This is a genomic window from Alteromonas sp. MmMcT2-5 (genome assembly GCF_022348315.1).
Taxonomy (GTDB): domain Bacteria; phylum Pseudomonadota; class Gammaproteobacteria; order Enterobacterales; family Alteromonadaceae; genus Alteromonas; species Alteromonas macleodii.
Genome location: NZ_JAKRFB010000007.1, coordinates 60003 through 73611, shown reverse-complemented (window position 1 = coordinate 73611; position 13609 = coordinate 60003). Strand labels below are relative to the sequence as shown.

Here is a 13609-nt window from a genome sequence, read left to right as displayed (position 1 = left end):
ATGAGTAATAAACCCATTGTATTAAGTGGCTGTCAGCCTTCAGGACAACTTACCCTTGGCAATTACATGGGTGCACTTAAACAGTGGGTTTCCATGCAAGACGACCACGACTGCTTATATATGATAGTGGATTTGCATGCTATTACTGTACGACAAGACCCTAAGCAGCTTGCTGAAGCTTGTCTAGACGGCCTTTCTCTTTACCTTGCTTGCGGTATTGATCCACAAAAAAGTACTCTGTTTTTGCAATCCCATGTGCCTGAACATGCACAGCTATCTTGGGTATTGAATTGTTACGCCCAAATGGGTGAGCTAAATCGCATGACTCAATTCAAAGATAAGTCTGCGAAGAACGAAAATAACATTAATGTAGGCTTATACAGCTACCCTGTCCTCCAAGCAGCAGATATTTTGCTATACCAAGCAGATAAAGTACCGGTAGGTGAAGATCAGAAGCAGCACCTTGAATTAACTCGTGACATTGCTACACGTGTTAACAATCTATACGGCGATGTATTTCGTCTACCTGACCCGTATATCCCAGACTTTGGCGCGCGCATCATGAGCCTTCAAGAGCCTGAAAAGAAGATGTCTAAGTCTGACAACAACCCGAATAACTTCATCGGCTTATTAGAAGATCCTAAGAAGTTAGCCAAGAAAATCAAACGTGCCGTGACCGACTCTGACGAGCAAGCTAATATCTACTTTAACCCAACTGAAAAACCAGGCGTGTCTAACTTACTGACTCTACTTTCGCTTGCGACGGGTAAATCAATTAAAGAGCTTGAGCCTGAATATACCGATAAAATGTATGGCCACCTTAAAGGTGATGTTGCAGACGCTGTGGTTGCTCTACTTGAACCAATTCAGGCCCGCTATGCTGAAATTCGCGCAGACAGAGCATATCTTGACGACGTAATGCGTCAGGGTGCTGAGAAAGCGTCAGCGCGAGCGGCTGAAACTTTGGCTAAAGTATACAAAGCAGTCGGCTTTATTCCAAAGCCATAACAGCCGGATTCCAACATCTTGCTACAAGCCATGAAGGGTTCATTTTATCCTTCATGGCTAGAACCTTCGCAACCTAGAAATTCCAAGGATTAGCACTGCTGTGTTGCTGTTAATTGATAACTTCGATTCGTTCACTCATAACCTCGCTCGGTATTTCACTGAGCTCAGCGTCGACGTTGAAGTGGTGCGAAATAACGCACTGACCTTAGACGACATATCTCGCTTAGCGCCTTCACAGTTAGTTATTTCACCGGGACCATGCACGCCAAACGAAGCAGGCATCAGCTTATCTGCGATTGAACATTTTGCAGGCAAGATTCCTATTTTAGGTGTATGCCTGGGTCATCAAGCTATAGGTCAAGTGTTTGGTGCCAAGGTAGTAGGTGCACAAGAGATTAAGCATGGAAAAGTTTCCCCCCTAACACACCGCAACAGTGGCCTGTTCAAAGGCTTACCTAACCCGTTTAACGTGACGCGCTACCACTCATTGGTTTTAGATCCCGCATCGCTACCTGCCTCACTGAGTGTTGATGCATGGTGTGAAACCGCAAAGGGCACAAAGGAAATCATGGCAATTTCCCATAACCATCATCCTATTTGGGGCGTGCAGTACCACCCCGAGTCACTGCTTACCGAACACGGTCATAGCGTACTGGATGCATTTCTTCAGTTTAAATCAATTTAAGTATACGAGTTTGATGCCGATACGCTTCTATAGTGTAAAAGGTTACGCTTGAAGGCCAGAATTACTCGCAATTCACTGATTTTTCGTTTAACTTTTCATAATTCGTTTTAGCCAATGCGCTGAATAAAGATTATACGAAGCATCGCACACGCAATATCAACAGTTGCAGGGTAAATAAGGCTTGCTTTCAAGCAGTAGCTATCATTTTCATCATTACCGTAGCGAAAGTAATAAAGGCCCCTGATGTACGATAATATTGCCGTTCACCAAAAAGTTATGAGCAGGAGTGCTTTTAATATGACAATGGGGGCAACCACACCGCCCACGATAGATGATCGTTTTGAAAATATGATCATATCGCCAGAGCGAGTGCTGGAAATGCTAGGAAGGCGCAAGGTGGGAGAAGTAAGCTTCGAGCAATCGGAGCAAGGTGATGCGCGCAGGCTGCTACTGCACGTTGAAAAAGTGGCGATTGAAAACAAGCGCCTTCAAGAGAAAACCGAAGCGTCATACCTTGAATCAGTGAGTCACCATCTTCACGAGATCCTTCTAGGTGAATTAACAGAGCAGCTAAGCTATACCGACGAGCTCGTTCAAAACGTACTTAACTTGCCCGAAAATATCGGCGAGCTTCTTGACGCTCTTTCCGTGAAGGCATGCTCTGTTTCGAAACTAGAGCCAATTGCCGCGACCATGCCATGGCTTTATGATGAACTAATCGTTGTAGTGAATACTCCACAATTTAGACGCAAAGACTCCCGTGGGCGTATCATTGTGGTAGAGACACTGCGCACAGCATTGAGCTTTTTGGGTATTGAAAACCTACGCACATTGATACCGTCGCTCATTTTAAAGCGCGCTATGCCTCAGATTACCGACCCTTACCCGCTAATTAAACAAAAGCTTACGCCTTATACGACTGGCGTTGCCATAACGGCGAAACGCCTTGCAGCACTTACGGATTTAAACAAAAACCAGGCTTATACCCTTGCGATGCTTAGTAATTTGGGGCGTTGTGTCGTAACAAGACTTTACTTCAAACTGTTCGATAAAATTCAGCTACACCTGTTGCAAGAATGCCAGAAAGACAAAGAGCAAAAGCGACATGAAGCGCTACTCAAAGTGGCTCCTTCAGCCAACCACCTTATTGCTCTACAGCAAGAATTCGCAGATGCAGTCAGCGCGGATATTCTGGAGTGGATGCATTTAATGCGCTTGCCTATTGCAGAACCTATGCGAGCGTGTGCCGATAAAGTACCCGCACAGCCTAAAACACTCAGTAAGGTACTTCATCAAGCCCGAACCTACACACAAATTCGGATGTTACATCAGTTAAAGCTTGTTGAAATGAAAGAAGTAAAGCCGCTTTTCATGGAGCAACGCTACCCTGCAGGTGCACTCGAAAAACTCAAAACCATTGATATTTTCACCCTTCCTTTGGTGAAAAACGAAGAGAATCATTAATTTTTTAGTGGATATTCATGCACTCGTTATGCACCTTTTTCATTTCATGTGCATGATGCCCCAAATTATTGACGGTTGCTCAATGCCTTGCCCGTTTTTAGCGACATTAAACAGGTAAGGCTTCCAGTCCTATCCCCCCTTTTTTATTGCCTCACAGTGCATTAAAACCCGTATGCAGCCCTTTTCTCAGCGCAAAAATTGATTATTACTAATTGATATAGCCCAGTAGTTAATAGTTATTCACTTTTCCTGCAAATTAAGCCACAGTCCTTATAAATAAAGGGCTGCAGCCCTTTGCATAGAAGACAAATGTTAAAAAAAATGGCATACTGTTGAACAAATCCGATTAGTTTTTACGCGCCCAATTAACGCTTATCGACCAAAGTAGTACTAAAATGTGCTCATAGATTCGATAGGCCAAATCACACAGTGTGATTGGCGCCCAACGCAGAGGTAACAAAGATGAACGTAACTCGCGCTACATTTGATGATGTAATGGTTCCTAACTATAACCCAGCAGGTATGGTACCTGTTCGAGGTGAAGGTTCACGCGTATGGGATCAAGATGGAGCTGAGTACATCGACTTTGCAGGCGGTATTGCAGTTAACGTTTTAGGTCACTGTCACCCAGAGCTTGTGAAAGCTCTTAATGAACAAGGCAGCAAGCTTTGGCACTTAAGCAACGTTTTCACTAACGAGCCAGCCCTTCGTTTAGCTAAAAAGCTAAATGACGCAACGTTTTCAGATAGAGTTTACTTCGCAAACTCAGGCGCAGAAGCGAACGAAGCAGCATTGAAGCTAGCTCGTCGCTGGGCGCTGGACAAGCACGGTGAAGACAAAAACCAAATCATCGCTTTCAACAAAGGTTTCCACGGCCGTACCTTCTTTACCGTAACAGTAGGTGGTCAAGCTGCTTACTCTGACGGTTTTGGTCCTAAGCCAGGCGCTGTTGACCACTGTGACTACAACGATTTAGCTGCCTTTGAAGCGCTAATTTCTGACAAAACCTGCGCGGTAATGATGGAACCGCTTCAGGGTGAAGGCGGTATTATTCCACCTGATGTAGATTTCGTAAAAGGTGTTCGCGAGCTTTGTGACAAGCACAACGCATTACTTATTTTTGACGAAGTTCAGTCGGGTGTTGGTCGTACTGGTCACCTTTATGCCTATATGGGTCTTGGCGTAACACCTGATATCCTAACAACCGCAAAATCTCTTGGTGGCGGCTTTCCAATTGGTGCCATGCTTACCACAGCAGACATCGCTGCACACCTTAAGCCAGGTACCCACGGTAGTACTTACGGTGGTAACCCACTAGCCTGTGCTGTTGCGGAAAAAGCGTTAGATATCGTGAACCAGCCAGAAGTGCTTGAAGGTGTACTTAAGAAAGAAGCCCTATTCCGTGAACTACTAGGTGCTATCAATGAAAAGTACAACGTATTTGAAGAAGTACGTGGTCAAGGCATGCTGTTAGGTTGTGCGTTAAATGAGAAATACCAAGGCCGTGCACGTGACTTCATGATGGCTGCAACGAAAGAGAACCTTATGTGTCTTGTTGCTGGCATGAACGTTATTCGTTTTGCACCTTCACTGGTTATTCCTGATGAAGACATCAAAGAAGGTCTTGCACGTTTTGAACGCGCCGTTGCTGCCGTTGTAAACGCCGAATAATTACAACACGAGTAGCGAACATGAATATCATTCGCCCTATCACGAAGGCCGACTATAACGCGCTTAAAGAAATCGCCGTTGAATCAGGTATTGGCTTTACGTCTTTACCTGTCAACGACGAGTTGCTGCAGCGTAAAATTGATCGTGCAGAAACTGCGTTTAACAAACCAAACGTAACCGAACCTGGCGATGAGTCATACTTGTTTGTAATGGAAGATACCACTACCGGACAGGTAGTGGGAACAACAGGTATAGAAGCGGCTGTTGGTATAGACGATGCGTTCTATCATTACCACCTAAGCAAAGTAGTGCACGCCTCGCGCGAGCTTAACATTCACAACACGGTAGACATTCTAACGTTTTGTAATGACTACACCGGTGTTACTGAAATATGTACGCTGTTTCTTCGCGAACAAGCCCGCGGCGGCATAAACGGCCGCTTCCTTTCAAAGGTTCGATTCTTGTTCATGATGGAGCACCGTGAACGCTTCTCAGAGACAGTTATTGCTGAAATGCGCGGTGTGAGTGACGAAGAAGGACGCTCACCGTTTTGGGAGTGGTTGGAAACCCATTTCTTCTCTATGGATTTTCCTACTGCCGACTACTTAACAGGCATTGGTAATAAAGTGTTTATTGCTGAACTTATGCCGAAGTACCCGATATACGTAAATCTGCTTAGCAAAGAAGCGCAAGAAGTCATTGGCGAAGTCCATGACAAAACACGCCCTGCTCTTCAGCTTCTTGAAGAAGAAGGCTTTTCTTGCCGCGGCTACGTAGACATTTTCGACGCAGGCCCGACGGTAGAAGCAAATTTAAGCCACATCCGCACGGCTCAGTCGAGTTTAAAACTGCCTGTAGTGATTGACGATAGCGCTGCTGCCCAAGGGCAAACGCACTACATCATTAACACATCAGTATCTGATTTTCGTGCAGTTGCCACCGAGATGACGGTAAGCGAAGAAAAGCAAGTTGCCGTACTATCTCGCCAAGCCGCTGCTGCATTGAATGTCAAAGAGGGAGAGCACGTACGCTTCGCCCCCGTTACATTCAGAGATTAAAAGGACACCCACTATGCTACATACACATTTTATCAACGGTGAATGGGTTGCCGGACAAGGTCATGACTTAGCGTCAATTGACCCTGCAAAAAACGAAGTGATTTGGGAAGGTAAGTCTGCGACAGCCTCTCAAATTGATGACGCAATTAACGCTGCTCGTGCTGCACTTCCAGCATGGAGCATGAAAACCGTTGAAGAGCGTCTTGAAATTATTAAGGTTTATGGCACTAAGCTAGAAGAAGCTAAAGCGCACCTTGCCAAAGTTATGGCTAAAGAAACGGGTAAGCCTGAATGGGAAACTGCCACTGAAGTTGGCGCCATGATGGGCAAAATTGGTATTTCTGAAAAAGCCTATTTTGAACGAACGGGTAACGTTGAAAACCCAATGCCTGTAGGTAAAGCCTTCATTCGACACAAGCCTCACGGCGTTGTTGCTGTATTTGGCCCATACAACTTCCCTGGCCACCTGCCAAACGGACACATTGTTCCAGCCCTTATTGCAGGTAACACGGTTGTGTTTAAACCAAGCGATTTGACGCCTATGGTTGCACAAGAAATGGTGAAGCTATGGGATGCTGCTGGCCTGCCAGCGGGTGTACTCAACCTAGTACAAGGTGAAGTTGAAACAGGTAAGGCTTTGGCGTCGCATAACGATATCGATGGTCTTTTCTTTACGGGTAGCTCACGCACAGGAAAAATCTTGCACGAGCAGTTCGCAGGTCACCCAGGTAAAATTTTGGCTCTTGAAATGGGTGGTAACAACCCACTCATTGTTAAAGATGTGGCTGATGTTGATGCTGCTGTACATGACATCGTTCAATCTGCTTTCATTACGTCCGGTCAGCGCTGTACGTGTGCACGTCGCCTATTCTTACCAGCCGATGCACAGGGTGATGCAATCCTTGCTCGCTTAATCGAAGTGACCAAGAATATTAAGGTGGGTGATTATGACGCTGAAGATCAACCATTTATGGGCGCAATGATCTCAAGCAATGCCGCTGCACTGATGGTAAAAGCACAGCAAGAGCTTGAAAACCTTGGTGGTAAAGTACTGGTTTGCCTTGAACAAAAAGACGAGAACAAAGGTTTTGCTACTCCTGGCATCATTGATGTGACTGACATGCTTGCTTCACTGCCTGACGAAGAACACTTTGGTCCACTACTTAAAGTGATTCGTTACAGCGATTTTGACGCAGCTATCGCAGAAGCGAATAACACCAGCTTTGGCTTATCAGCAGGTCTTCTAGGCGACAACGAAGAAGATTATCGCTACTTCTTCGCACGCATTCGCGCGGGCATCGTAAACTGGAATAGACCTATTACAGGTGCAAGCAGCGCAGCGCCATTTGGTGGCGTGGGCGACAGCGGTAACCACAGAGCAAGTGCGTTTTATGCAGCCGACTACTGTGCGTACCCAGTTGCTTCAGTTGAGCTTGATAAAGTTACTATGCCGGGCAAATTAAGCCCAGGCTTGTCGATGTAACCCAAGCTTTTCACGTTACAAAAAGGCCGACATGATTTTTGTGTCGGCCAGTTTAGTACCAACCCTATACGAACTATTCGTTTAAAAATAGTCAACGACAGAAAGGACCCTACCACCATGCATAGCAACATCGATACGTTGTTTAGCAACATGTGGGACGATTACGTTACCATCACTCCCTCAGCGCATAAAATTCATGCACTTTTGGCGGGTGAAGAAAACACGAACGACATCGTTAACGACCATGTAGCTTTTCGAACTTTTGCTCTTGATAAAACCCGCTTAGACAAGCTTGCTGCGCACTTCTTAGCATTGGGTTATGAAGCTAAAGGCGACTATGACTTTGAAGCGAAAAAGCTTACTGCAAAGCATTTCGAGCACCCTGACGATACTAAACCAAAAGTATTTATTAGTGAGCTTCGTGTAAATGAGCTTTCTGAAACTGCTCAAGCAATTATCAAGAAGATGGTTGATCAAATGCCTGAGTCTGTAGTGGATGCAGATAACTTCTTGTACTCGGGTAAGCATTGGGACGTTACTAAAGCAGAATACGACACACTGCTTAGCGAATCAGAATACGCGGCGTGGATGGCGGCATGGGGCTTCCGTGCTAACCACTTTACGGTAAGTGTTAATCACTTAACCCGTACTGACGAGCTTACCGACGTAAACACATTGCTTAAAGAAGCAGGCTTTGTGCTAAACACCTCTGGCGGCGAAATTAAAGGTGGGCCAGATGTATTTTTAGCGCAATCTTCAACGATGGCTGACCGTGCTGACGTAGCGTTTAGCGACGAAACTGTGGCAATTCCAAGCTGCTTCTACGAGTTTGCACAACGCTATGAAATGCCTGATGGTAAGCTTTACAAAGGCTTTGTTGCCGCATCGGCAGATAAAATCTTTGAAAGCACTAATGCTAAGTAACGAGCTTGCTTAGTCATTAAAAAAAGCCCGATAGGGCTTTTTTTGTTTATGCTTAGCTGAAGACATTACCGATTAGGCTCTGTAGTATGCCTTGCCAAGAACTGGTCGTAAGGCATTGGTTTATCAAAGTAAAACCCCTGCATTAGCTGAATGTCGGCCTGCTCCATAAAAGGCAAATAAGACTCCAACTCTACGCCTTCAGCCACCACATCTATTTGCAAACTCTTTAACATGGCTATCAAACCATTAAATAGCGCATTGGCTTTGCTATCTTGGTGAATACCCTGAATTAAGCTTTTATCCACCTTAACCACTTCAAACTGGAAACTTCGCAAGTAGCTAAGAGATGAAAAACCACTGCCAAAATCATCCAGAGACAGTCTAAACCCATGATCTCTCAACGTGTTTAATGCTCTAAGTGCTGATTTTTCATCGCGAATAAAGACCGACTCAGTGAGCTCTAGTTCAATAAATTCGGGAGACACATCATTATCCATACAGATAGACATTGCCTGATTTGGAAATTCTGGGTCAAGCATCTGATTAGCGCTGATATTCACAGACAAAGGAATGGCGTCACCCTGCTGCGATTCCATTATTGAAATGTAATCACATGCCGCTTCCAGCGCTTGAAGACCAATGGCGCTGTCCAGCTTGTGCTCTTCTGCTATGGGAATAAACACTGCCGGCGATACAACACCGTGTAAGCCTGAAATCCAGCGACACAGTACTTCACCGCCTTTTAACTCACCGTTTAGATCATATTTACCCTGAATATAGAAATCGAGAAGGTGGTTCTCTACTGTTCTGCGCAAGTCATTCACCATACTGACCTGCTGGGTCATGCTCTCATAGAGACCTGACTCGTAAATAAACGCTTGCCCTTTACCCAGCTCTTTCGCACGGTACATTGCGGCGTCGGCACACTGCACCAAGCTTTCTAGGTTATCACTATGTTCTGGAAATTCAGCAATGCCAATACTGGCAGACAGCCTAAGCTCCGACGTTTTTACGGTTATGGCGTCTTCTTCTATCTGGCTGATAAGCCGCTCAGAGCGTTCAGCAATTTCCTCAACATTCTGATTAGGCAATACGGCAATAAACTCATCACCACCCCACCTGCCGACTTCCCCTATCGGGCCGAATATGGCAGTAAGGAGCGCTCCTACGCGCTGAAGCTCAATATCCCCTCTTTCATGCCCTGCGTTATCGTTAATTGCTTTGAACCCGTCCAGATCAATAAAGACCAAAATAAAGTGCTGTTCTTTTTGTACTAACCCGGAGATGGACTCACGCAGCGAATTGCGATTGGAAAGGCCGGTTAACTCATCGTGCAATGCCAGTTGACGTAGTTTGGCTTCGTTGCGTTTTCTATCGCTGATGTCGCGCATTGTGGCAATCAAATAAGATGACGTTTGCTGGTAGGTCTCAAACAAAGCCACCGAGATATCGACAACCTTAATTTCACCGTTTTGCGTCTTCACTTTCGACTCGAAGCGAATTTGTTTATCAAGCGCCAACTGCACTTTATCGACTTTCTCAGCAATGAATATTTGGTTGAAATCCAAACCAATGCATTGCTCTTTGAAAGGCGCAGCAATCAGCTGAATATATGCATCGTTACATTCTGTGATAACAAGATCAGGTGAGAGTACTAACATGGGCTCACGTGAGCTCGCAAAAGCAGAGGCCATTAAGTGAAACGATTGTTCGGCTTTGCGCTGCTGAGTAATGTCTTTTGTGGTGCCAACAATATGAAGCGCTTCACCCGCTTTTCCGCGCTTCAGCACGCGCCCGCGCAGCCTTACCCACTGAAAATCGCTGTCGAGCTTTAAGCGAAAAGAAAACTCTATACGGTCACGATTGCCGTGTAGCGCCATGCTCCAGTGAAACTGCAGACCGTCTAAATCGTCCTCATGTACCCGCTCTAGAAGCTCAATTAAGGTGCCTGACCAGGTAGATACACTTTCAGAATGTAGTGAGAATGAGCGAAATTCCATAATGTCATTCTCTGCCTCCCAATTCCAAAAAGACTCCTGCGACGCCCATAGTGCAAGTTCCAAATCTTTCTGTGCACTTTGGCTTTTTTGAAGCGTAGCATACAAACTTTGCGTCTTTTCTCTCAGCAAAGCTTCGGCTTGCTCTCTCGCATTTCGCTCTCGCTTTAAACGCCTTTCAAGTAACGCAGCACGGTCGCTACCAGAAGGCGTGCTATGCGTTGTTCCATCTGACATAACATGCCTCCGTTAAACGAGAGATATACTAAATTCGTAGGTATGAGGCGTATCTAGTTGATGGGTTTCCCTTTCCAGGGTGCAGTTGTAATGAGCTGCGGCTGCGTCCATCAAGCCTTCTGCTAAAGGATATAATTCTCTTTCAGAATAATACTGTAAGCGCATGGTGTTATCGGTTCTGGATATCACCGTAAATCGGGGTAGGTCGGCGTCTGGGTAGAGCTTCTTAACCTGAACATGAATGTCGCCGTCCAAGTGCTCCAGCATATCCAACATGCCTTCTGTATTGGCCAGCACGTCGCCATGCACTGCACCTAACTTACCAAATAAGTAATAGCCGAAATCGTAGAGTAGCTCGTTAGCTGACTTACCCGTTTTCTCCACCAGCACACCTAACAGGCGTTGCATTTGTTCAAACGGGTAATAGCCCACTGCGGTATAAGCGCCGTCGTTTTCTAACCCAGCTTCCATGATGACATCGTCAGCAAACTCAGGAGAAACTTTCTCCTCGAGCATATCGATTAACGATGTAAAAACTATGCCTAGCATGTAAATTCCTCATCTAATCCCTTTTTGAGTGTAGTTCACCTAAGCATAAGAACAACTTAAACTTTATGACAAATCTTCAGATGTTTCGTCCTTGCTGGGTAAGACAACTTCAACCGTATCAACCCGCTGTAGTCCTCGCGGTAATTTATTCCCTCTTCGGCCTCTTTCTCCCTGATAGTGGGTAAGGTCGTCAGCCGTCAGTGTCATGTTGCGCTTACCGGCTCCCACTTTAATTGCGGCACCATCAGGTACAACAGCAAGCACCTTCACGTACTCTTCTCGAGATTGCGATTTTGCAGAAGGAATATTGATAAGCTTGTTCCCCTTCCCTTTACCTAAACTTGGTAAGTCGCGTAGTGGGAACATGAGCATGCGACCTTCATTAGAAATACTTAGGCACCAGTCGGAGTCTGGATTTGTAACCGGTGTTGGTTTCATGACTTTCGCCGCAGTAGGCAATGATAAGTAGGCTTTACCCGCCTTGTTCTTACTCACCATATCTTTAAATGTGCCGACGAAGCCGTAACCTGCATCAGAACCTACTAAGAATTTGCTTTCGTCTTGCGCCATAATGACGTGTTGGAATGACTCGCCACCCACTATGCTGAAGCGCCCGGTTAGCGGCTCCCCCTGACTTCGTGCAGACGGCAACCCGTGAGCGTCACAAGAGAAAGTACGACCTGAACTGTCCATAAACACGGCTGGCTGATTACTCTTGCCTTCGGCGCTGGATAAATAGGCATCACCAGCTTTGTAGCTTAAACCTTCCGCATCGATATCGTGACCTTTCGCACAGCGTGCCCAGCCCTTTTCTGACAGCACAACGGTTACAGACTCAGCAGGTACCAGCTCTTTTTCAGACAGCGCTTTAGCTTCACCACGCTCAACAATAGGTGAACGCCTGTCGTCACCGTACTTTTCAGCGTCTGCAAGGATTTCTTTCTTAATTAGGGTTTTAAGGCGGCGATCTGAGCCTAAAAGCTGCTGGAGCTTGTCGCGCTCTTCTGCAAGTTCATCTTGCTCGCCTTTAATCTTCATTTCTTCTAACTTGGCTAAGTGACGAAGCTTCAATTCCAGAATTGCCTCTGCTTGTGTGTCACTTAAACCGAATCGCGCCATTAATTCTGGTTTTGGTTTGTCGTACGTGCGAATAATTTCGATAACTTCATCGATATTCAAAAACGCAATTAATAAACCTTCTAAAATATGTAAACGCGCTAACACTTTATCTAAACGGTATTGCAAGCGGCGCGTCACAGTATCTTTTCGGTACTGCAACCATTCAGACAAAATCGTACGTAAGTCTTTCACCTGAGGGCGACCGTCTAGGCCAATCATATTCAAGTTGACCCGGTAGTTTTTCTCTAAGTCGGTAGTTGCAAATAAATGCTGCATCAGCTGAGTTACATCAATGCGATTCGAGCGAGGCGTAATTACCAAACGGGTTGGATTTTCATGATCCGATTCGTCTCGGAGATCGCTTACCATCGGTAACTTTTTCGCCTGCATTTGCGCGGCAATTTGCTCTAGTATCTTGGCACCAGACGCTTGGTGAGGTAGAGCGGTAATAACAACATCACCGTTTTCTTCCATGTACACCGCGCGCATTTTTATAGAACCACGCCCAGTCTCGTACAGCTTTTGAATATCAGACTTTGGCGTAATAATTTCAGCTTCGGTAGGATAGTCAGGTCCATTAACGTGTTCTAGCACATCGCTAAGCTCGGCTTTGCTGTTGTCTAACAACATGGCACACGCGTTGGCCAACTCTCTCACGTTGTGAGGAGGAATATCCGTCGCCATGCCAACGGCAATCCCTGTCACGCCATTTAATAGGATATGTGGCAAGCGAGCTGGAAGCACGCTAGGCTCGTTTAGCGTACCGTCAAAATTAGGTACCCAATCTACCGTACCTTGTCCAAGTTCATTCAGCAGCACCTCAGAGAAGCGCGAGAGCTTAGCTTCCGTATAACGCATGGCAGCAAACGATTTCGGATCATCCGGCGCACCCCAGTTACCTTGACCATCTACTAAAGGGTAGCGATAAGAGAAAGGCTGAGCCATGAGCACCATCGCCTCATAACAGGCAGAATCGCCGTGAGGGTGAAACTTACCCAGCACATCACCTACGGTTCTCGCCGATTTTTTATATTTGGCGTTTGCATTTAACCCTAGGTCTGACATCGCATAAATGATGCGTCGCTGAACAGGCTTTAAGCCATCCGAAATATGTGGAAGTGCACGGTCCATGATGACGTACATGGAATAGTTTAGATAAGCGTCTTCGGTGAAACGTCGAAGAGGAAGTTGCTCTACCCCATCGCGATTAATGATGATCTCGTCACTCATGATAGTTTTTTCGTTTTGTTATTAATACCAATGCGCTCGTGCTAGTTAGGCTGTCTATTGTGGTCAATTTAGCGCACCACTTAGTGAAAGCTCGCGAGCGTTAAAGGCTATTGTGGGGTAAACCGCATTTGTGTGCAATCCTTGAAACCAATTGTCGCGACTTTTGGGTCTTACTCATTGTATG

10 protein-coding genes are annotated in these 13609 nt (G+C 45.8%); 7 read left to right on the top strand and 3 right to left on the bottom strand.

The window, feature by feature from the left end; all coding sequences use genetic code 11:
• The 7 genes from trpS to MHN09_RS05700 all read left to right on the top strand — a co-directional run bounded on the left by trpS (position 1) and on the right by MHN09_RS05700 (position 8293).
• Positions 1-1008, top strand: a complete 1008-nt coding sequence (gene trpS, locus MHN09_RS05730) for a tryptophan--tRNA ligase (protein ID WP_239239562.1) — start codon at positions 1-3, stop codon at positions 1006-1008.
• Positions 1009-1108: 100 nt separating this feature from the next.
• The gene (locus tag MHN09_RS05725; RefSeq protein ID WP_014948023.1) at positions 1109-1693 is read left to right on the top strand and encodes an aminodeoxychorismate/anthranilate synthase component II; all 585 of its coding nucleotides are present in this window, start codon (positions 1109-1111) and stop codon (positions 1691-1693) included.
• A 297-nt stretch (positions 1694-1990) separates the two neighbouring features.
• Positions 1991-3157: an HDOD domain-containing protein gene (locus MHN09_RS05720; protein ID WP_014948022.1), complete on the top strand. Its 1167-nt coding sequence runs from the start codon at positions 1991-1993 to the stop codon at positions 3155-3157.
• A 462-nt stretch (positions 3158-3619) separates the two neighbouring features.
• Positions 3620-4828, top strand: a complete 1209-nt coding sequence (locus MHN09_RS05715) for an aspartate aminotransferase family protein (RefSeq protein WP_014978113.1) — start codon at positions 3620-3622, stop codon at positions 4826-4828.
• A gap of 20 nt (positions 4829-4848) precedes the next feature.
• Positions 4849-5886 (top strand): arginine N-succinyltransferase, encoded by a 1038-nt coding sequence (gene astA / locus MHN09_RS05710; protein WP_014948020.1) that lies wholly within the window; start codon positions 4849-4851, stop codon positions 5884-5886.
• Between the two features lie 13 nt (positions 5887-5899).
• On the top strand, positions 5900-7369 hold the full coding sequence (gene astD, locus MHN09_RS05705) for a succinylglutamate-semialdehyde dehydrogenase (RefSeq protein WP_239239559.1): 1470 nt from the start codon (positions 5900-5902) through the stop codon (positions 7367-7369).
• Between the two features lie 117 nt (positions 7370-7486).
• The gene (locus tag MHN09_RS05700) at positions 7487-8293 is read left to right on the top strand and encodes a DUF1338 domain-containing protein (protein ID WP_014948018.1); all 807 of its coding nucleotides are present in this window, start codon (positions 7487-7489) and stop codon (positions 8291-8293) included.
• A 65-nt stretch (positions 8294-8358) separates the two neighbouring features.
• On the opposite strand, the gene MHN09_RS05695 is transcribed toward MHN09_RS05700, so the two are convergent.
• The 3 genes from MHN09_RS05695 to parC form a co-directional block, all read right to left on the bottom strand.
• On the bottom strand, positions 8359-10527 hold the full coding sequence (locus MHN09_RS05695; RefSeq protein WP_239239556.1) for a bifunctional diguanylate cyclase/phosphodiesterase: 2169 nt from the start codon (positions 10525-10527) through the stop codon (positions 8359-8361).
• 12 nt (positions 10528-10539) lie between these two features.
• Positions 10540-11076, bottom strand: coding sequence for a heme NO-binding domain-containing protein (locus MHN09_RS05690; RefSeq protein ID WP_014948016.1), 537 nt, complete (start codon positions 11074-11076; stop codon positions 10540-10542).
• Positions 11077-11139: 63 nt separating this feature from the next.
• Positions 11140-13425: a DNA topoisomerase IV subunit A gene (gene parC, locus MHN09_RS05685; protein WP_014975471.1), complete on the bottom strand. Its 2286-nt coding sequence runs from the start codon at positions 13423-13425 to the stop codon at positions 11140-11142.
• Positions 13426-13609: the final 184 nt, after the last annotated feature.